An 18,400-nucleotide genomic window follows, 5' to 3' on the forward strand; every position below is an offset into this window, starting at 1 on the left:
AAGGTCAGTCTTCCAGTGCCAGCATGGCAAAGGTCGCCAGCCAGTGTCCACCGCTGTAGTGACTGCCGACGACATGATCGATGCTCGCCTGCAGATGCAGCGGCACTGCCTGAGCAAAGGCAGGCTGTGCAGGATGATCGGCAGGCAAGTGCCGCGCAATGTGCTTCATGCACCAGGTACGGCTCAGGTTGAGACCGTCGAGATGCGCGATTTTGGGATCGGTTCGGTCACTCAGGGTGGCTGGTTGCATCAGTTGCCTGACGTGTGCTAATCGCGGCAAGAATCCGTCAAACCACGTCGTGAACGCAGAGCCTTGCAATACCTTGCTCATCAACAGCGCTTCGGTCAATGCTGCCGAGAGATACTCGTCACCACCGGGTTCGTAATGCGCGGGGTAGTCGCGATCCTCTCCATAGTAGCGCAGGGCAGCAGTGGTGATCGCGGTGGTCAGCTCGTCGTCAGCTACTGCGCGCGCATAATCGAGTGCCAGTGCCAGAGCAAACGCTGTGTTGTAGTGAGTGCCAACCCGAATCGGATAGGTCAGCTTGTGCAGATAGCTGATCAGATTGTTGCGGATGGTACTGGTCAATGGTTGCATGGCGGCCAACCAGCCGGCGGCGTGCGAATGGGATGATGCTGCCAGTTCCTGTGCCAATGCCAATAACCATCCATAGCCGTAAGGACGTTCAAATGAATTGCGTCCCGCTGCGTGGAAGTAGCTGGCTTCCTGCTGCATGCGTTCCGGTGTGAAGTGTTCGTCAAACAGAGCGCCGATCTCGGTGGCGGCTGGTAAGTCTGGATAGCGGCGCAGGCAGCGCAGCAGCAGCCAGTAGCCATGTACTGCAGAGTGCCAGTCATAACAGCCGTAGAACACCGGATGCAGTGCGCGTGGTGAGAGCACATCGCTGCTGTTGTTGAGCACGTGCATGATGTGGTTCGGATATTCGAGGCGCAGATAGGCTAGTGGTAATGCGGCAAACGCCGTAGCGCGTTCAGAAGTGAGTTGCATGATGCAGTCTCCGTTGGAGAAGGGCGCTGCAGCGTCAGATCATTGGCAGATTGGACGCTGCAGCGATAGTCGGCAAGTTTGAAACAAGCTTGCGCCGTTATTGATTAGCTCATCAGGAAATACATCAGTACGATATTCACGATCAGCAACGCCGCAGCGGTTGGCGCCTGTGCCTTGATGACGGCATTCTTGTCAGGTAACTCCAGCAGTGCTGCTGGCACGATGTTGAAGTTCGCTGCCATCGGCGTGAGCAGGGTGCCGCAATAGCCAGAGAACATGCCAATCGCTGCAATCACTGCCGGGTTGCCATGATGGATGCCGATCAATACCGGGACGGCAACACCGCCTGTCATCACCGGGAAGGCCGCAAAACCATTACCCATGATGATGGTGAACAGCGCCATGCCCAGCACGTACACCACGACTGCCACCAGCCGCATGTCCATATTGATATAGGAGGTGGTCAAGTGGGCGACCGCCTTGCCAACGCCAGCATCGGAAAATACCAGTCCGAGCATGCCCAGCATCTGCGGTAGGACCACAGCCCAGCCTAGCGCATCGGTCAGACGGCGCGATTCGCGCATACCTTGCGCCGGAGTGTCACGCGTCAACCAGCAGCTCAGTGCGAGCGCGATGATACAGCCGATTCCGAGGCTCACCAGGGTGATGTTTTTGGGATCCAGCAGGAAAGCATCGCCGATCTTGACGTTTTTCATCATCACGGTACCGATCACGGTCACCAATGGGATCGAGAGTGCCGGAATGAACAGCTTGTGTCCCAGACGTTTGGCGCTGGCCTTGGCATCCTGTTCAGACAGTGGTCGGTGTTTGCCGATACCGACGCCACCAAAACCTGCCAGCAAGGCCATCACGATCACACCAACGCCAACCAGTTCCGGTGGCAGGTGTTCGCCGATCAGAAAGACGACCGCATACAAGCCCCAGAACAGGGCGCTTGAAAAGCGTTTTGGATGTTCTTTGTCGGCCAGCGTCATCAGCGCGGTCAGCGCCAGGATTGCGCCGACCAGGTAGTAGAGGTAGTTGATCGAAATAATCATGCTGCACCGCCATCGTGTTGATTTTTCTTGGATTGTGTTTGTAGCTGCGCGGCCAGTTCCTTGTCGAGTGCAGCATCGAGTCGACGCAGCCGGTAGGCGTGGATAATGAAGGCGCTGATCGCCGTCGGAATGCCCCACATGGCAATGTGAATAGGTTCGACGTCCACGCCGGCCTCATGCAGAAAGGTCGACATCAGCACGATAGCGCCGAAGGCGACAAACACGTCTTCACCAAAGAACAGGCCGACGTTGTCAGTAGCGGCGCTGTAGGCGCGCAGCTTGAATCGGATGTTGTCAGAGAGTTTGCCGTAGCGACTTTCTGCTGCGCCTTCTGTCATCGGTGCAATGAGTGGACGAACCATTTGCGGGTGACCGCCGAGGCTGGTCAGACCCAGTGCTGCAGTAATTTCGCGGACGAACAGATAAACAATGAGCAGACGGCCGGCCGTGGCAGACTTGATGTTGGCGATCCAGCTTTGTGCATGCTGACGCAAACCATGTCGCTCCAGCAAGCCGATGACTGCCAATGGGAGCAGGATAATAAGCGGCAGATTACGGGTCTTGACGAAACCTGTGCCGAGGGCAGCCAAGACTTTATCAACCGGAAAGTTGGCAGCGAAGGCGGTGACGATTGCGGTGACCGCTACGACCAGCATCGGATTGAATCGGAGCACAAAGCCCACGATAATGACGGCAACTCCGATGAGTGGCCATAGATTAACTGCCGTATTCATAAGTTCTCCCTTTATGTTGTCCTGCAATGATCCAGATGACGAACTGCGGCTTTACTTTTTTGCTACTCAGGCTGGCGCCTGCACACTAATATGTTCTTGATTTAACCGTGCTCTGATCAGACGGGCGAAGCTCAGCGCGTGGGCACCATCCCCATGCAGGCAGACTGTTTGCGCATTGACCGGGATGATGCTGCCATCAATGGCGACCACTTGCTTGTCTTTGACCAGCGACAGCGTTTGCTGCAGCGCCTTGTCATCATCTTCAATCAAGGCTCCGGGAAGACTGCGGTTGACCAGACTGCCATCGGCTTGATAGCCCCGATCAGCAAAGACTTCTTCAATTGCCTTCACGCCGGCGCGCTGTGCGGCGCGAATCAACTCGCTTCCCGCCAGGCCAAATAAGGCGAGTTTCGGATTGAATGTCTTGATCGCGCTGCAGATGGCATCAGCCAGTGCTGGTTCACGCGCAGCCTGGTTGTACAAGGCGCCATGCGGTTTGACATGCGCCAGCTGACCACCTTGGGCGCGCACGATGGCATCGAGTGCACCAAGCTGATACAGCATCCCGTTGAAAATCTCATCAGCAGTCAGCTGCATAGCGCTGCGGCCGAAATTCTCTCGGTCGGGGAAGCTGGGATGGGCGCCAATAGCTACACCATTTTTCAGTGCCCAGCGGACGCTTTGGGCGATCGTGTTGGCGTCCCCTGCATGCCAGCCACAGGCGATGTTGGCTGAGCTGACCAGAGTCAGCAGTTGCTCGTCACTATTGCACCCCTCGCCGAGGTCGGCATTCAGATCGATATGCATGATCATTCCAGTCATGGTTCTTTGATGATTTTTCGCCGGCTATTTTCGATATTGAGTAGCGCGCGACCAACTTAGTGCCGCAACTGTCTGTTCAATGTGAGTTAAATAGTTCTGCTGTTCCTCGCTGGCACGCAAGGCTTGTTCCAGGTCACACAGCCGCAGCTGTAGCTGCGCGTTCAGGGGGGCTTGCGCGAGTTTCCACAGATCGGCTGAAATTACTACACCGATTTTCGGATAGCCGCCGGTAGTTTGCGCATCTCCCAGCAAAATGATCGGTTGTCCTGAAGGTGGTACCTGAATCACGCCGGGCACGACGCCATGGGAGAGCAGATCTCGCCCTGGCTTACGCTTGAGTTCGGGGCCTTCTAGTCGATAACCCATGCGGTTGCTGTTGGGGGTGATGCGCCACTTGTCTTGCCATAGCTGCTCTCGCGCGGCGACGGTAAACTGTTCGTATTCGGGGCCTGGTAGGACACGTAGCGTGATCTGTTTGCTGCTGTCATGTTCCAATACGCCGAGCCCGCTCCATTGTGGTGAGCGCACACCGAAAGCAGGGCCGAATACGGTAGGAGAATTCACTTCGGCGGTTGGCAGGCGGTCGCCTTTGCGCAGTGCCCGACCTTTGTAGCCTCCGAAGCTTGCTTTCAGATCGGTGCTGCGTGAGCCGAGTACTGGCGTGGTATCGATACCGCCGGCAATCGCCAGATAGGTGCGAATCGCAGGTGCGCCACCGGGGCCGCAAGGTGAGAGTTTGAGTGACTGACCAGCACGGACCGGAATACTCCAGTAGGTGGCAATTGGCTTGCCGTCCAGGCGTGCATCGAAATCATCGCCGCACAAGGCGATGCGGGTGTCATCGGTGAAGCGCATTTCGCAGGCGCCCATAGTGATTTCTAGGCCGGCGGCAGTGTTTGGATTGCCAACGAGTAAGTTGGCTGTCGAAAGTGCCAGTAGGTTCAATGCACCGCCCGGATGTATTCCTTGCTGCCGATGGCCAATGCGGCCCAGATCTTGTACCGAGGTGAGCATGCCTGGTTGCAGGATATCGATCATTTGGCAATCCGTTCGACGGTAAAGCGTACCCGGTCACCCGGTCGCAGCAATGTTGGGGGTTCTTGTGCAGGATCAAAAAGGGAAAGCGCGGTGCGCCCCAGTAATTGCCAGCCGCCAGGAGAAGTCATGGGATAAATTCCGGTTTGCTCACCGCCGATACCGACCGAGCCGGCCGCAATGGACAGGCGTGGCTGCGTGTGGCGGGGTGTTGCCAGTGCCGGATCCAAGCCGCCCATGTAGGCAAAGCCCGGCATGAAGCCAATGAAATACACCACATAGTCTGCGCTGCTATGCCGCTCGATGACTTCCTTTGTCGATAAACCGGTGTGCCGGGCGATGGCCTCAAGGTCCGGGCCATCGTTGCCGCCATAGACGACAGGGATGTCGATATCCCGTCCGGCAACGCTGTTGGCATCAATATCTTTCCAAAGTGCCAAGATCCGACGTGCCAACGGATCGAGGTCGGTAACTGCGCGTTTCAGAATCAGTGTCAGGTTGTTCATGCCTGGCACTACTTCGGCAACTTCAGGCCAGCTGACAGCCTGATCGGCAAGTCCCCAGATACGCTGTTGCTGCTTGAGTGTGGCCGGCGGTGCGAGTGTGCACAGCAAGGCGCTGTCGCCCAGGAAGTGAATTTGTGGTTGGCTCATGGTGGTGATATCTGGAAGGGCAGCATGACCTTGGTTAGACATTGTTTGTCACATAATTCGATCAAAGTATAAACAATATATCGATAAATTACTTATTTAAGATTGCTATATAGTGTCGCTAATCTGACAAAACTTTGAGAGACGCTGATGAGTGATAACGCCCTCGATTCTATGCAGGCAGACCCAGAGGTACACAAAAAAACGACCAAGATTGTGTCCTCCAATCACCTGGTTTCCGAACGCAGCGCCGAGCTTTCTGAGCTGGAGTATGCACTGATCATGGCAGGCAATGCATTCAACCGTTGGATGGTGCGGTGCATGATGGCGGCTGGCGCCAAAGACATGACAGCGATTGAGGTGTCGTTACTGCATCACGTGAATCATCGTGAGCGCAAGAAGAAGTTGGCCGATATTTGCTTTGTGCTCAACATTGAGGATACCCACGTGGTGACCTATGCGCTCAAAAAATTAGTCAAGGCAGGCCTGGTGCAGAGTGAAAAGGCGGGCAAGGAGCTGTTGTTCTATACAACGCAGGCCGGCCAGGATCTGTGCATGAAGTATAAGGAAGTGCGCGAGCGCTGCCTGATCGAGGTCCAGGTGGAGAGCGGGATTCAGAATGAAGCTATTGGTGAGGCGGCGCAACTGCTGCGCAACGCCTCTGGTTTATATGACACAGCGGCAAGGGCTGCGGCATCGCTGTAGTCATTTGTTGATTCGAGTATTGCAAGAGAGAAAAGTATGAAAGCAATCGAAATTACCCAGTTCGGCGGTCCGGAAGTGTTGCAGATGTGTGAGCGTCCAACACCGGAATGCAAGGTTGGCGAGATGTTGATCAAAGTACACGCCGCTGGTGTCAATCGTCCGGATGTATTTCAGCGGCAAGGAAATTATCCAGTACCACCGGGGGCTTCTGATTTGCCGGGACTGGAGGTGGCAGGTGAAATAGTCGGCGGTGATCTGAGCGGCAGTGATTTCAAACTTGGCGATCAGGTCTGTGCGCTAGTGCAGGGTGGGGGTTACGCCGAATATTGTGCGGCTCCGCTCGCGCAGTGTCTGCCAGTTCCCAAAGGGTTGAGCATGATTGAGGCGGCTTCGTTGCCAGAGACCTACTTTACGGTCTGGAGCAACGTATTTGAGCGGGCTAGGCTGGCGCGCGGTGAGACTTTGCTGGTGCAAGGTGGAACGTCAGGAATTGGTGTTGCGGCAATTCAGATCGCCACTGCACTGGGGCATCGGGTGTTTGCGACAGCAGGCTCGGAAGACAAGCGTGTGGCCTGTGAGACACTGGGTGCCGAGCGCGGGATCAACTATCGCACGGAGAAATTCGAGGAGGTGGTGCGCCACTTGACGGACGGTTGCGGTGTGGATGTCATTCTCGATATGGTCGCGGGAGACTATTTGTCACGTGAGCTTTCGGCACTCGCCGACGATGGACGTGTCGTCGTGATTGCGCTACTTGGTGGCGCTAAAGCGCAAATTGATGCAGGTCAGGTCTTGCGCCGTCGGCTCACCATTACTGGCTCTACGCTACGTCCGCGTCCGGTGGCTTTCAAGGCTGCGATTGCAGCGAGCCTGCGCGAGCGCGTATGGCCGTTGCTTGAGCAGCGAACAATCAAGCCAGTCATATTCAAGACTTTGCCCTTGGCACAGGCGGCACAGGCGCATACCCTGATGGAGCAAGGCAGTCATATAGGCAAGATCATGCTCACCGTTGCTTGATTGGGCCTCTGTTATTGGTTTGACCGGCTTTGCCACGACAAGATAGAATGTGGGGTTATTTTGCTAAAGTCTCCTATATGCGCCGCAAACTCGTAGCCGGTAACTGGAAAATGAATGGCAGTCTGGCTGCCAATACGGCCTTGATCAGTCAGATCAGGGCTGGCCTGTCCTCACTGGGTGAGGATGTCGATGTGGCAGTCTGTGTGCCGGCACCTTATCTTGCCCAAGTGCAGGCGCAGATCCTGGGTTCAATGCTGGCGCTGGGGGCGCAAGACGTATCGGCGCACGCCAGTGGTGCTTACACTGGTGAGGTGTCGGCGTCGATGTTGCGTGAATTTACCTGTCTGTATGTGATTGTTGGTCACTCAGAGCGTCGCGCCTATCATGGTGAAACGGATGTGGTGGTGGCGGCTAAAGTACGTGCAGCCCTGCAGGCAGGTCTGGTGCCGGTGATCTGTGTTGGTGAAACGCTCGCCGAGCGCGAGGCTGGGCATACTGCTGAAGTGGTGCGTCGTCAGTTGGGCGCGGTGCTTGCGGTGCTGGCGCCGGCTGATCTTGAGAATATTGTTGTGGCCTATGAGCCTGTGTGGGCGATTGGTACTGGCAAAACTGCGACGCCCGCAATGGCGCAGGAAGTGCATGCGCAGTTGCGGGCGCAGTTAGCGCAAAAAGATGCGGGATGGGCACCTCGTGTGCAATTGCTCTACGGTGGCAGCATGAAGCCCGACAATGCGAGGGAGTTGTTGGCTCAGCCTGATATCGATGGTGGCCTCATCGGCGGGGCAGCCTTGAATGCGATGGATTTTCTGACGATTGTCGAGGCTGCTGCTGACGCTGTCTGATGGGATGCTGGAATGTTGGAATAATGAATTGTTGTTTTACTTGAAGATGGTGATATGAATACTTTATTTACGGTGATTGTGGTCGTTCAGGTTCTGGCGGCGCTGGTGATTATTGGTCTGGTGCTGCTGCAGCACGGCAAAGGTGCAGACATGGGGGCGGCATTTGGTTCGGGTGCCTCGGGTAGTTTGTTCGGTGCGACAGGTTCCTCCAACTTTTTGTCCAAGTCGACTGCAGTCGCTGCGGCGGTCTTTTTTATTGCGACTTTAGGCTTGTCGTTCGCAAGTACACATCGTTTGTCCTCGACTGGTGATGTGATGGATAATCTGCCTGCGACTGCGCCAGCTGTTGCGCCTGCAGCGGCAATTCCAGCGCCTTCTGATGCAACCAAAGCTGCTGCTGTTGCGCCTGCTGCGGGAGTGTCAGCGAATCCGGCGGATAAATCCAGTCAGATTCCGAAATAAGTTTTTACGCAGGCTGCAATAATGCGTAAAAGTTAAAGCACTTTCTTAAGTTTTAGTACGATTGTGCATTGAACAATAGCATTATTTCGAGTTACAATAGCAGCCTCAAGCCGACGTGGTGAAATTGGTAGACACGCTATCTTGAGGGGGTAGTGGCGAAAGCTGTACGAGTTCGAGTCTCGTCGTCGGCACCATAGCAATACTGAAAAAAGCCAGCAAAGGACAAAAACCTGAGCTGGCTTTTTGTCGAGGAAGAAGCAGTTTGATATTGAGAATCATTCCGCTAATTATCAACAAACCTACGCCAAATCGTGAACCTCGAAAATTATTTTCCCGTTCTTTTGTTCATCCTAGTCGGCATCGGTGTCGGTGTCGCTCCTCAGTTACTTGGTCGTCTGCTTGGTCCTCACAGGCCTGATTCAGCCAAAAATTCTCCTTACGAATGCGGCTTTGAAGCCTTTGAAGATGCGCGCATGAAGTTCGATGTGCGTTATTACCTGGTCGCCATTCTGTTCATTCTGTTTGATCTCGAAACTGCATTTTTCTTCCCGTGGGGCGTATCCATGCGCGACCTCGGTTGGTCTGGCTACGTCACGATGATGGTGTTCATCGCTGAATTTGTTGTCGGTTTTTGGTACATCTGGAAAAAGGGTGCCCTGGATTGGGAGTAAATCATGTCAATTGAAGGCGTATTAAACGAAGGGTTTGTTACCACCTCGCTGGATAAGGTAATCAACTGGACTCGTACCGGCTCATTGTGGCCGATGACCTTCGGTCTGGCCTGCTGTGCGGTTGAAATGATGCATGCGGGCACCTCGCGTTACGATCTGGATCGCTTTGGTATGGTGTTTCGTCCGTCGCCACGTCAGTCTGATGTGATGATTGTGGCAGGCACCCTGTGCAACAAGATGGCACCTGCCTTGCGTAAGGTGTATGACCAAATGGCTGAGCCACGTTGGGTGATTTCCATGGGGTCCTGTGCCAACGGTGGTGGTTACTACCACTACTCGTATTCGGTTGTGCGCGGTTGTGATCGTATTGTTCCAGTGGATGTGTACGTGCCGGGCTGTCCGCCGACGGCCGAAGCGCTGATTTATGGCGCAATCCAGCTGCAGAACAAGATCAAGCGCACCAATACGATTGCGCGTTAAGAGAGTGGAAGGGTTGGCATGACAACAAAATTAGAAACTCTCGAAGCTGCCTTGCGTAATGCGCTGGGTGGTTATCTTCAGAATTTGACTGTGGCGCTGGGTGAGATCACTGTGGTGGTCAAGCAGGCTGACTATCTTTCGGCAATGCGCGTGTTGCGCGATCACGCTGATACCCGTTTCGAAGAACTGATCGATTTGTGTGGTGTGGATTACTCCACCTACGGTGATGGTGCATGGGAAGGTCCACGCTTTGCCGCGGTATCGCATTTGCTGTCGATTTCTCATAACTGGCGTGTGCGTGTGCGCGTGTTTGCTCCGGACGATGATTTGCCGCTGGTTTCTTCGGTGACTAGTCTGTGGGCTTCGGCAAACTGGTATGAGCGTGAAGCATTCGATTTCTTCGGTATCCTGTTTGATGGTCATGATGACTTGCGCCGTATCCTCACGGATTACGGTTTCATCGGTCATCCGTTCCGCAAGGATTTCCCGGTGTCAGGCTACGTGGAAATGCGCTACGACGCCGAACAGAAACGTGTGGTTTATCAACCCGTAACGATTGAGCCGCGTGAAGTTACTCCGCGTATCATTCGTGAAGAAAATTACGGGGTTAAATAATGGCTGAAATTAAGAATTACACGCTCAACTTTGGTCCTCAGCACCCTGCGGCGCACGGCGTGTTGCGTCTGGTGCTGGAGTTGGATGGCGAAGTCATTCAACGTGCTGATCCGCATATCGGCCTGTTGCATCGTGCAACTGAAAAACTGGCAGAGCAAAAAACCTTCCTGCAGTCGGTTCCGTACATGGATCGTCTCGACTACGTGTCGATGATGTGTAATGAGCACGCTTATGTGCTCGCCATCGAGAAACTGCTGGGCCTCGAAGTGCCGTTGCGCGCGCAATACATTCGTGTGATGTTTGATGAAATCACCCGTCTGTTGAATCACCTGATGTGGATCGGTGCGCACGGTCTGGACGTGGGTGCGATGGGCGTGATGTTGTATGCGTTCCGTGAGCGCGAAGACCTGATGGACTGCTACGAAGCCGTCTCCGGTGCACGTATGCATGCTGCCTACTATCGCCCGGGTGGTGTGTATCGCGATTTGCCGGATGTCATGCCGCAATACAAGTCGTCCATCGTTCGTAATCAGAAGTCGGTAGACCAGCTCAATGAAGATCGTCAGGGTTCACTGCTTGATTTCATCGAAGCGTTCACCAATCGCTTCCCGAAATACGTTGATGAGTACGAGACACTGCTGACCGATAACCGTATCTGGAAGCAACGTCTGGTTGGTATCGGCGTGGTCTCGCCAGAGCGTGCGATGGCAATGGGCTTTACTGGTCCGATGCTGCGCGGTTCGGGCATCGAATGGGATTTGCGTAAAAAGCAGCCCTACGAAGTCTACGATCTGCTCGACTTTGATATTCCGGTTGGTAAAAATGGCGACAGCTATGACCGCTATCTGGTGCGTGTGGAAGAAATGCGTCAATCCAATCGCATCATCAAGCAATGCGTGGAGTGGCTGCGTAACAATCCGGGTCCGGTCATTACGGATAACCATAAGGTTGCGCCACCACCACGGATGGACATGAAGTCCAACATGGAAGATCTGATTCACCACTTCAAGCTGTTTACTGAAGGATTCCACGTGCCACCAGGCGAGGCGTACGCATCAGTCGAGCATCCAAAGGGTGAATTTGGTATCTATCTGGTGTCAGACGGTGCCAACAAGCCATACCGCATGAAGATCCGCGCACCGGGCTTTGCTCATCTGCAGAGTCTCAATGAAATGGCCAAGGGCCACATGATCGCCGATGCGGTGACCATCATTGGTACGCAAGACATCGTGTTTGGAGAAATTGACCGCTAAGTCGGTAACTGGATGTTTTTGAAAACCCGCTGTAAGTTGGGGAATATCCGATAAACCCGCGCAGATCATGCGCACGGATGGCAAACGATATGCTGTTAAGTCAAGACGCTCTAAAGAAAATTGATCGCGAACTCGCGAAGTATCCTGGGGATCAGCGCCAGTCTGCGGTCATGGCCGCACTGGCCATTGCTCAGGATGAACATGGCTGGTTACCAGCCGAACTGCAACAGGAAATTGCCGACTACATTGGCATGCCTGCTGTCGCAGTGCAGGAAGTGGCGACGTTCTACAACATGTACAACACCACGCCGCAGGGCAAGCACAAGATCACTGTCTGTACCAATCTGCCATGCCTGCTGTCCGGTGGCGAGCGTGCTGCACATCATCTGAAGCATAAACTTGGCGTCGGTTACAAAGAAACCACGGCGGATGGTAATTTCACTCTGGTTGAGGGTGAGTGCATGGGCGCCTGCGGTGATGCGCCTGTCCTGCTGGTCAACAACAAGCGCATGTGTAGCTGGATGTCGAACGACAAGATCGACGCGCTGCTGGAGGAACTGAAGAAATGACCTGTCTGCATGATCGTCACATCAAGCCGCTGATTTTGGCGGGACTGGATGGCCAGAACTGGCACCTGGCTGATTACGTCAAGCGCGGCGGCTACGAGTCGCTCAAGCGCATCCTGACCGAAAATATCACACCCGAACAAGTTATCGCCGAGCTCAAGACCTCCGGTCTGCGTGGTCGCGGCGGCGCGGGCTTCCCGACTGGTCTGAAGTGGAGCTTCATGCCACGTCAGTTCCCTGGTCAAAAGTACCTTGTCTGCAATAGCGACGAGGGCGAACCGGGTACATTCAAGGACCGCGACATCATTCGCTACAATCCGCATGCGCTGATTGAAGGCATGATCATCGGCGGTTACGCCATGGGTATCACGGTTGGTTACAACTATATTCACGGCGAGATTTTTGATGCCTACCTGCGCTTTGAAGAAGCGCTGGAAGAGGCTCGTGCTGCAGGCTTCCTGGGCGACAACATCCTCGGTACCAACTTCAGCTTCCAGTTGCATGGTCACCATGGTTATGGCGCTTACATCTGCGGCGAAGAAACCGCGCTGCTGGAATCGATCGAAGGCAAGAAGGGGCAGCCGCGCTTCAAGCCGCCATTCCCGGCAAGCTTTGGTTTGTACGGCAAGCCAACCACAATCAACAACACAGAAACCTTTGCTGCAGTGCCATTCATCTTCAAGGTGGGCGGTGAAGCCTATGCAGCGATGGGCAAGCCAAACAATGGCGGCACCAAGATTTTCTCGATCTCGGGTGACGTTGAACGTCCGGGTAATTACGAAATTCCGCTGGGTACGCCTTTCTCCGAGTTGCTGGAACTGGCTGGGGGTATGCGCGGTGGCAAGAAGATCAAGGGTGTAATTCCAGGTGGTTCTTCCGCACCCGTCATTCGCGGTGACGTGATGATGGACACCACCATGGATTACGATGCGATTGCCAAGGCTGGCTCGATGCTGGGTTCCGGCGCCGTAATCGTCATGGACGAGACACGTTGCATGGTCAAGTCGCTGCTGCGTCTGGCTTACTTCTACTTCGAAGAGTCCTGCGGGCAATGTACACCATGCCGCGAAGGTACCGGCTGGATGTATCGCGTCGTTGAACGCATCGAAAATGGTCACGGCAAGCCTGAAGATCTGGATCTACTCAATTCGGTAGCAGACAATATTCAGGGTCGCACGATTTGCGCACTGGGTGATGCAGCGGCGATGCCGGTGCGTGCCTTTGTGAAAAATTACCGCGAAGAGTTCGAGTATCACATCGAGCACAAACACTGCTTGGTGCCAGCTTACATTTAACGATTGTCGTTCGAAATAGCGCTTCGTGAAGCAGGGTAAAACTTGCACACAGCGCTGCGGCGGGTAATACCAGCAGCAGGGATGTGTGCCTGTTATCAGGGTCAAAAGAATACTTAGCTTGGGCAAAAAGCCATGGTTGAAATCGAAATAGACGGCAAAAAAGTTGAAGTGCAAGAAGGCAGCATGGTCATGGATGCTGCCAACAAGGTTGGCACTTACATTCCACATTTTTGCTACCACAAAAAATTATCCATCGCGGCGAACTGCCGCATGTGCTTGGTCGACGTAGAAAAGGCTCCCAAGCCTTTGCCTGCCTGCGCCACGCCAGTCAGCGCCGGTATGATCGTACGCACTGCCAGCGACAAGGCAGTCAAGGCACAAAAAGGCGTGATGGAATTCCTCCTGATTAACCACCCATTGGATTGCCCAATCTGCGATCAGGGCGGTGAATGTCAATTGCAGGATCTGGCAGTTGGTTACGGTGGATCCAGCTCACGCTACACTGAAGAAAAACGCGTGGTGCCGCCGAAAGATGTCGGTCCGCTGATTTCCATGAAGGAAATGAACCGCTGCATCCACTGCACACGCTGTGTTCGCTTTGGCCAGGAAGTCGCTGGTGTGATGGAACTGGGTATGCTGGGTCGCGGTGAACACTCCGAGATCACCACCTTCGTCGGTAAAACCGTCAACTCCGAATTGTCCGGCAACATGATTGACCTGTGCCCGGTCGGTGCCCTGACATCCAAGCCTTTCCGCTACGCTGCGCGTACCTGGGAGTTGTCGCGTCGCAAGTCCGTCAGCCCACATGACAGCGTGGGTGCCAACCTGATCGTTCAGGTCAAGGGTGGTAAGGTCATGCGCGTCCTGCCGCTGGAAAACGACGACGTCAACGAATGCTGGATTTCCGACAAGGACCGTTTTGCTTACGAAGCGCTGGATAGCGAAGAGCGTCTGACCAAGCCAATGCTCAAGCAAGATGGCAAGTGGCAGGAAGTTGAATGGCAGGTCGCGCTGGAATATGTCGCGCACGGTCTGCGTAACATCCGTCACGAACACGGTGCCAATGCAATCGCTGCACTGGGCACACCTTATTCGACGCTGGAAGAGCTGTCGTTGCTGCAAAAGGTCGTGCGCGGTATTGGCTCTGAAAATATTGACTTCCGTCTGCGCCAATCCGATTTCGCGCTGGATCATCAGGTTACTCCGTGGCTGGGTATGTCGATTGTTGAATTCGGTGAGCTCAATCGTGCCTTCATTATTGGCTCCTTCCTGCGCAAAGATCATCCTCTGCTGGCAGCACGTCTGCGTCAGGCGGTCAAGAACGGTGCCAAGATCAATGTTCTACATGGTAGCGACGATGATCTGCTGATACCTGTTGCCAACAAGATTATTGCTGCACCATTGGCCTGGCTCGCAGCTCTGAGCGAAGTAGTCGTGGCTGTGGCGCAAGCCAAGGGAGTCGCTGCTCCAGCTGGCTTCGAGAGCGTTCAGGCTTCGGATGCTGCCAAGCAAACTGCGGCGAGCCTGTTGTCCGGCGAGTCCAAGGGTGTGTTCCTGGGCAACGCGGCGGCACAACATCCGCAAGCGTCGCAACTGCACGCAGCAGCGCAATGGATCGCTGAACAAACTGGCGCCAAGCTGGGATATCTGGTCGAGGGCGGTAATGCTGTTGGTGGTTACCTGGCCAACGCGATTCCTGGCAAAGACGGCGCTAACGCTGCGCAGGCATTTGCCCAGGCACGCAAGGCTTATCTGTTGCTCAATGCTGAGCCAGAGCTCGACAGCCACGATCCTCAAGCTGCCGTAGCTGCGCTCAAGCAAGCTGAGATGGTTGTTGTGATGTCTGCCTACAAGCATGGTGCTGATTACGCCGACGTGCTATTACCAATCGCGCCATTTACCGAGACATCCGGCACGTTTGTGAATGCTGAAGGTCGTGCGCAAAGTTTCAACGGTACCGTTAAGCCGCTGGGTGATGCGCGTCCGGCATGGAAAGTTTTGCGCGTATTGGGCAATCTGCTGGGTCTGCAAAACTTCGACTACGAAACATCGGAAGCCGTGCGCGCCGAAGTGATCGGTTCCGAAACGCTGCTCGCCGAGCGTCTGAACAATACAGGCAAGCTGGCACCACAGGCCGCCGCAGGCGCGGTAACTGGTGTTGAGCGCTTGGCTGATGTCCCAATCCACTTTGCTGATGCGGTGGCTCGTCGTTCGCCTGCGCTGCTGGCGACGCTGGATGGGCAAGCGCCGAAGGCCTGGTTGTCGGCAGCGTTGTCGCAAAAGCTCGGTATCGTTGCAGGTGACCGTGTGAATGTAAAGCAAGGGCAGGGCAGCGCCGTGCTGACTGCGGATATCGATAAGACATTGCCAGAAAATGTTGTGCGTGTGGCTGCTGCACATGCCAGCACTGCAGCGCTGGGTGGCATGTTTGGCGCAATCGTTGTGGAGAAAGTGTAATGGATCAACTGATTGCAAACATCAACGCAGTCGGCCCCAACTATCTGGGGACATCGTGGCCGTACGTCTGGACGTTGGTCTGGTCACTGCTCAAAATCATCATTATCGTCCTGCCACTGCTCGGCGCTGTCGCGTATCTGACGCTGTGGGAACGTAAGCTGATCGCCTGGATGCACGTCCGTATGGGCCCCAACCGCGTGGGCCCTGCCGGTTTGCTGCAACCAATCGCTGATGCGCTGAAGCTGATTTTGAAGGAAGTGATTGCGCCAACACGTGCCAACAAGGTGCTGTTCTTTATCGCGCCAATCATGACCATCATGCCTGCGCTGGCTGCCTGGGCAGTGATTCCGTTTGGTCCACAAACTGTACTGGCTAATGTGAATGCCGGTTTGCTGTACGTGATGGCGATTACTTCGGTGGAAGTCTACGGCGTGATCATCGCCGGCTGGGCATCCAACTCCAAGTACGCTTTCCTGGGTGCGATGCGCGCCTCGGCACAGATGGTGTCCTACGAAATCTCGATGGGTTTCTGTCTGGTGATCGTACTGATGGTGACCGGCAGCCTGAACATGACCGATATTGTCATGGGGCAGAGCAAGGGTTACTTCGCCGCACATGGCGCAGGCATCCTCTCGTGGAACTGGTTGTCATTGCTGCCGGTATTCGTGATTTATCTGGTCTCCGGTATCGCCGAAACCAACCGTCACCCGTTTGACGTGGTCGAAGGTGAGTCAGAAATCGTGGCCGGTCACATGATCGAATATTCAGGTATGTCGTTCGCCATGTTCTTCCTGGCCGAATACGCCAACATGTGGCTGATCTCGATTCTGACTACGTTGCTGTTCCTGGGTGGCTGGGCATCGCCGTTCGACGCGCTGAACTTTATCCCCGGCTGGATCTGGCTCGGACTGAAGACTTTCCTCGTGGTATCGATGTTCATCTGGGTACGTGCCTCGTTCCCACGTTACCGTTATGACCAGATCATGCGTCTGGGCTGGAAGGTGTTTATTCCGTTGACTCTGGCGTATCTGGTCATCGTTGCGACCTGGATGCACACGCCATGGAACATCTGGAAATAAATTCGGACGCAAAGAAAAAGGTGGAATAAGCATGGAAGCAATCAAGGATTTTTTCGGCAGTCTGATGCTCAAGGAGCTCTTCAAGGGCTTGGCGCTGACTGGCCGGTACCTGTTCGCGCGCAAGATCACGCTGCGCTTTCCGGAAGAGAAGACGCCGCAGTCTCCGCGTTTTCGCGGACTGCACGCACTGCGCCGTTACCCTAACGGTGAAGAGCGTTGTATCGCCTGCAAACTGTGTGAAGCAGTGTGCCCGGCAATGGCAATTACGATCGAGTCGGAACAGCGCGAGGATGGTTCGCGTCGGACCACGCGTTATGACATCGACCTGACCAAATGTATTTTCTGTGGTTTTTGCGAAGAGTCGTGCCCGGTGGATTCCATCGTTGAAACGCACATTCTCGAATATCACGGCGAAAAACGTGGTGACTTGTACTACACCAAGGAAATGTTGCTGGCCGTTGGTGATCGTTATGAGAATGACATCGCTGCTGCCCGTACTGCAGATGCTGCTTACCGTTGATTATTGTTGATTAGTGTTGAACTAGCTTGATTCGGCGAAGCAGGTTATACATCTGCTCGCCGGGTACCGTGATCTGAATGATCTGATGCTGATTTAGCCGACTATTGGTTGATTATGGAATTTAAAACAATCTTGTTCTATGTGTTTTCAGCGATCCTGGTGCTCGCTGCACTACGCGTCATAACGGCTCGCAACCCAGTGCATGCTGCGTTGTTCCTGGTGCTGGCGTTCTTTAATGCCGCAGGTATCTGGATGTTGCTCAAGGCCGAATTTCTGGCCATCGTGCTGGTGTTGGTTTACGTCGGCGCAGTCATGGTGCTGTTCCTGTTCGTGGTGATGATGCTGGATATTAATCTCGACAAGCTGCGGGAAGGGTTCTGGGGCTACTTCCCGTTGGCGGCGACCATTGGTGTTGTCATCGTGCTCGAAATGGCATCAGTTCTGTTGCGCAGTTTCTGGGCTCCAGAAGCACAGGTTCCAGCAGCATCCGACACGATTGGCACGACCAAGGCACTAGGTATGCTGATCTACACTGATTACGTCTATGGCTTTGAAATTGCCGCAGTGATTCTGCTGGTGGCGATTATCGCTGCAGTGTCGTTGACATTGCGTCGTCGCAAGGACAGCAAGTACTACGCGCCTGGTGATGCGGTGAAGGTACAACGTAATGATCGCGTGCGTCTGGTCAAGATGCAGGCTGAATCTACTCGAAACAATGGCGGCGATGCGCAGGCATCTGGCGCGGAACCACAAGCTTAAGGAGCGGCCGATATCATGACACTTTCGCTCTCACACTACCTGATCCTCGGCGCGATTCTATTCGCGATCTCGATCGTCGGTATTTTCCTCAACCGCAAGAACGTCATCGTTTTGCTGATGGCAATCGAACTGATGTTGCTGGCGGTGAACATGAACTTCATTGCTTTTTCGCATTATCTGGGTGATGCAGCCGGACAGATCTTTGTCTTCTTCATTCTGACCGTCGCTGCCGCTGAGTCGGCAATCGGTCTGGCCATTCTGGTGGTGTTGTTCCGCAATCTGGATACCATCAACGTGGAAGATCTGGACTCCCTCAAGGGATAAAGAAGCGCAGTGTATTTGGATAGTATTTAAATTTCATTCAAAGATGG

At 54.4% G+C, this 18,400-nt stretch carries 21 protein-coding genes and 1 tRNA gene; 16 read left to right on the top strand and 6 right to left on the bottom strand.

Translation table 11 applies throughout. The annotated features are described in order from the left end of the window. Positions 1 to 4 precede the first annotated feature (4 nt). The 6 genes from FHW66_RS07490 to pxpB form a co-directional block, all read right to left on the bottom strand. Positions 5 to 1,009, bottom strand: a complete 1,005-nt coding sequence (locus FHW66_RS07490) for a DUF2891 domain-containing protein (RefSeq protein WP_183379152.1) — start codon at positions 1,007 to 1,009, stop codon at positions 5 to 7. A gap of 104 nt (positions 1,010 to 1,113) precedes the next feature. Further along, a complete protein-coding gene (locus FHW66_RS07495) occupies positions 1,114 to 2,067 on the bottom strand; it encodes a DUF979 domain-containing protein (RefSeq protein ID WP_183379153.1) in 954 nt (317 codons plus the stop codon). After that, entirely contained in the window at positions 2,064 to 2,801 is a 738-nt protein-coding gene (locus FHW66_RS07500) for a DUF969 domain-containing protein (RefSeq protein WP_183379154.1), read from the bottom strand. The genes FHW66_RS07495 and FHW66_RS07500 overlap by 4 nt, the downstream gene beginning before the upstream one ends. A 66-nt stretch (positions 2,802 to 2,867) precedes the next feature. Then, on the bottom strand, positions 2,868 to 3,608 hold the full coding sequence (pxpA, locus tag FHW66_RS07505) for a 5-oxoprolinase subunit PxpA (RefSeq protein WP_183379155.1): 741 nt from the start codon (positions 3,606 to 3,608) through the stop codon (positions 2,868 to 2,870). 39 nt (positions 3,609 to 3,647) lie between these two features. Beyond that, positions 3,648 to 4,661, bottom strand: coding sequence for a biotin-dependent carboxyltransferase family protein (locus tag FHW66_RS07510; RefSeq protein ID WP_183379156.1), 1,014 nt, complete (start codon positions 4,659 to 4,661; stop codon positions 3,648 to 3,650). Further along, positions 4,658 to 5,311, bottom strand: coding sequence for a 5-oxoprolinase subunit PxpB (gene pxpB / locus FHW66_RS07515; RefSeq protein WP_183379157.1), 654 nt, complete (start codon positions 5,309 to 5,311; stop codon positions 4,658 to 4,660). Before pxpB ends, FHW66_RS07510 begins: the two co-directional genes overlap by 4 nt. 171 nt (positions 5,312 to 5,482) lie before the next feature. On the opposite strand from pxpB, the gene FHW66_RS07520 reads away from it, so the two are divergent. The 16 genes from FHW66_RS07520 (at position 5,483) to nuoK (ending at position 18,353) form a co-directional block, all read left to right on the top strand. Then, the gene (locus FHW66_RS07520) at positions 5,483 to 6,013 is read left to right on the top strand and encodes a winged helix DNA-binding protein (protein WP_183379362.1); all 531 of its coding nucleotides are present in this window, start codon (positions 5,483 to 5,485) and stop codon (positions 6,011 to 6,013) included. A 36-nt stretch (positions 6,014 to 6,049) separates the two neighbouring features. After that, positions 6,050 to 7,030 carry an NAD(P)H-quinone oxidoreductase gene (locus FHW66_RS07525; RefSeq protein WP_183379158.1) on the top strand — a complete coding sequence of 327 codons (981 nt, stop codon included), beginning with the start codon at positions 6,050 to 6,052 and terminating at the stop codon, positions 7,028 to 7,030. A gap of 77 nt (positions 7,031 to 7,107) precedes the next feature. After that, positions 7,108 to 7,872: a triose-phosphate isomerase gene (gene tpiA / locus FHW66_RS07530; protein WP_183379159.1), complete on the top strand. Its 765-nt coding sequence runs from the start codon at positions 7,108 to 7,110 to the stop codon at positions 7,870 to 7,872. A 54-nt stretch (positions 7,873 to 7,926) separates the two neighbouring features. Continuing rightward, on the top strand, positions 7,927 to 8,334 hold the full coding sequence (gene secG, locus FHW66_RS07535) for a preprotein translocase subunit SecG (RefSeq protein WP_183379160.1): 408 nt from the start codon (positions 7,927 to 7,929) through the stop codon (positions 8,332 to 8,334). A 109-nt stretch (positions 8,335 to 8,443) separates the two neighbouring features. Further along, positions 8,444 to 8,528 (top strand) — tRNA-Leu (locus FHW66_RS07540). A 117-nt stretch (positions 8,529 to 8,645) separates the two neighbouring features. Further along, positions 8,646 to 9,005: an NADH-quinone oxidoreductase subunit A gene (locus FHW66_RS07545; RefSeq protein WP_183379161.1), complete on the top strand. Its 360-nt coding sequence runs from the start codon at positions 8,646 to 8,648 to the stop codon at positions 9,003 to 9,005. Positions 9,006 to 9,008: 3 nt separating this feature from the next. Continuing rightward, on the top strand, positions 9,009 to 9,485 hold the full coding sequence (locus tag FHW66_RS07550) for an NADH-quinone oxidoreductase subunit B family protein (protein ID WP_183379162.1): 477 nt from the start codon (positions 9,009 to 9,011) through the stop codon (positions 9,483 to 9,485). An 18-nt stretch (positions 9,486 to 9,503) separates the two neighbouring features. Further along, the gene (locus FHW66_RS07555; protein ID WP_183379163.1) at positions 9,504 to 10,100 is read left to right on the top strand and encodes an NADH-quinone oxidoreductase subunit C; all 597 of its coding nucleotides are present in this window, start codon (positions 9,504 to 9,506) and stop codon (positions 10,098 to 10,100) included. Then, complete coding sequence (locus FHW66_RS07560; protein ID WP_183379164.1) at positions 10,100 to 11,353, top strand: NADH-quinone oxidoreductase subunit D; 1,254 nt, start codon at positions 10,100 to 10,102, stop codon at positions 11,351 to 11,353. Before FHW66_RS07555 ends, FHW66_RS07560 begins: the two co-directional genes overlap by 1 nt. A 77-nt stretch (positions 11,354 to 11,430) precedes the next feature. Then, on the top strand, positions 11,431 to 11,922 hold the full coding sequence (gene nuoE / locus FHW66_RS07565) for an NADH-quinone oxidoreductase subunit NuoE (RefSeq protein WP_183379165.1): 492 nt from the start codon (positions 11,431 to 11,433) through the stop codon (positions 11,920 to 11,922). After that, positions 11,919 to 13,214 (top strand): NADH-quinone oxidoreductase subunit NuoF, encoded by a 1,296-nt coding sequence (nuoF, locus tag FHW66_RS07570; RefSeq protein ID WP_183379166.1) that lies wholly within the window; start codon positions 11,919 to 11,921, stop codon positions 13,212 to 13,214. Before nuoE ends, nuoF begins: the two co-directional genes overlap by 4 nt. A gap of 132 nt (positions 13,215 to 13,346) precedes the next feature. Continuing rightward, positions 13,347 to 15,671 carry an NADH-quinone oxidoreductase subunit NuoG gene (nuoG, locus tag FHW66_RS07575; protein ID WP_183379167.1) on the top strand — a complete coding sequence of 775 codons (2,325 nt, stop codon included), beginning with the start codon at positions 13,347 to 13,349 and terminating at the stop codon, positions 15,669 to 15,671. Next, on the top strand, positions 15,671 to 16,750 hold the full coding sequence (gene nuoH / locus FHW66_RS07580; protein WP_183379168.1) for an NADH-quinone oxidoreductase subunit NuoH: 1,080 nt from the start codon (positions 15,671 to 15,673) through the stop codon (positions 16,748 to 16,750). Before nuoG ends, nuoH begins: the two co-directional genes overlap by 1 nt. Before the next feature lie 31 nt (positions 16,751 to 16,781). After that, positions 16,782 to 17,270 carry an NADH-quinone oxidoreductase subunit NuoI gene (gene nuoI, locus FHW66_RS07585; RefSeq protein WP_183379169.1) on the top strand — a complete coding sequence of 163 codons (489 nt, stop codon included), beginning with the start codon at positions 16,782 to 16,784 and terminating at the stop codon, positions 17,268 to 17,270. 114 nt (positions 17,271 to 17,384) lie between these two features. Further along, positions 17,385 to 18,029: an NADH-quinone oxidoreductase subunit J gene (locus tag FHW66_RS07590; RefSeq protein WP_183379170.1), complete on the top strand. Its 645-nt coding sequence runs from the start codon at positions 17,385 to 17,387 to the stop codon at positions 18,027 to 18,029. Positions 18,030 to 18,044: 15 nt separating this feature from the next. Further along, entirely contained in the window at positions 18,045 to 18,353 is a 309-nt protein-coding gene (gene nuoK / locus FHW66_RS07595; RefSeq protein ID WP_183379171.1) for an NADH-quinone oxidoreductase subunit NuoK, read from the top strand. The last annotated feature ends 47 nt before the right edge of the window (positions 18,354 to 18,400 follow it).

Origin of the sequence: Herbaspirillum sp. Sphag64, from assembly GCF_014192645.1 — a bacterium.
Classification (GTDB): Bacteria; Pseudomonadota; Gammaproteobacteria; order Burkholderiales; family Burkholderiaceae_D; genus Herbaspirillum.

What these genes read in the sequence shown, in the direction of transcription:
- FHW66_RS07490 (WP_183379152.1), bottom strand. Translation starts at nt 1,009, where the DNA reads ATGCAACTCACTTCTGAACGCGCTACGGCGTTTGCCGCATTACCACTA.
- FHW66_RS07495 (WP_183379153.1), bottom strand. Translation starts at nt 2,067, where the DNA reads ATGATTATTTCGATCAACTACCTCTACTACCTGGTCGGCGCAATCCTG.
- FHW66_RS07500 (WP_183379154.1), bottom strand. Translation starts at nt 2,801, where the DNA reads ATGAATACGGCAGTTAATCTATGGCCACTCATCGGAGTTGCCGTCATT.
- pxpA (WP_183379155.1), bottom strand. Translation starts at nt 3,608, where the DNA reads ATGCATATCGATCTGAATGCCGACCTCGGCGAGGGGTGCAATAGTGAC.
- FHW66_RS07510 (WP_183379156.1), bottom strand. Translation starts at nt 4,661, where the DNA reads ATGATCGATATCCTGCAACCAGGCATGCTCACCTCGGTACAAGATCTG.
- pxpB (WP_183379157.1), bottom strand. Translation starts at nt 5,311, where the DNA reads ATGAGCCAACCACAAATTCACTTCCTGGGCGACAGCGCCTTGCTGTGC.
- FHW66_RS07520 (WP_183379362.1), top strand. Translation starts at nt 5,483, where the DNA reads ATGCAGGCAGACCCAGAGGTACACAAAAAAACGACCAAGATTGTGTCC.
- FHW66_RS07525 (WP_183379158.1), top strand. Translation starts at nt 6,050, where the DNA reads ATGAAAGCAATCGAAATTACCCAGTTCGGCGGTCCGGAAGTGTTGCAG.
- tpiA (WP_183379159.1), top strand. Translation starts at nt 7,108, where the DNA reads ATGCGCCGCAAACTCGTAGCCGGTAACTGGAAAATGAATGGCAGTCTG.
- secG (WP_183379160.1), top strand. Translation starts at nt 7,927, where the DNA reads ATGAATACTTTATTTACGGTGATTGTGGTCGTTCAGGTTCTGGCGGCG.
- FHW66_RS07550 (WP_183379162.1), top strand. Translation starts at nt 9,009, where the DNA reads ATGTCAATTGAAGGCGTATTAAACGAAGGGTTTGTTACCACCTCGCTG.
- FHW66_RS07555 (WP_183379163.1), top strand. Translation starts at nt 9,504, where the DNA reads ATGACAACAAAATTAGAAACTCTCGAAGCTGCCTTGCGTAATGCGCTG.
- FHW66_RS07560 (WP_183379164.1), top strand. Translation starts at nt 10,100, where the DNA reads ATGGCTGAAATTAAGAATTACACGCTCAACTTTGGTCCTCAGCACCCT.
- nuoE (WP_183379165.1), top strand. Translation starts at nt 11,431, where the DNA reads ATGGCAAACGATATGCTGTTAAGTCAAGACGCTCTAAAGAAAATTGAT.
- nuoF (WP_183379166.1), top strand. Translation starts at nt 11,919, where the DNA reads ATGACCTGTCTGCATGATCGTCACATCAAGCCGCTGATTTTGGCGGGA.
- nuoG (WP_183379167.1), top strand. Translation starts at nt 13,347, where the DNA reads ATGGTTGAAATCGAAATAGACGGCAAAAAAGTTGAAGTGCAAGAAGGC.
- nuoH (WP_183379168.1), top strand. Translation starts at nt 15,671, where the DNA reads ATGGATCAACTGATTGCAAACATCAACGCAGTCGGCCCCAACTATCTG.
- nuoI (WP_183379169.1), top strand. Translation starts at nt 16,782, where the DNA reads ATGGAAGCAATCAAGGATTTTTTCGGCAGTCTGATGCTCAAGGAGCTC.
- FHW66_RS07590 (WP_183379170.1), top strand. Translation starts at nt 17,385, where the DNA reads ATGGAATTTAAAACAATCTTGTTCTATGTGTTTTCAGCGATCCTGGTG.
- nuoK (WP_183379171.1), top strand. Translation starts at nt 18,045, where the DNA reads ATGACACTTTCGCTCTCACACTACCTGATCCTCGGCGCGATTCTATTC.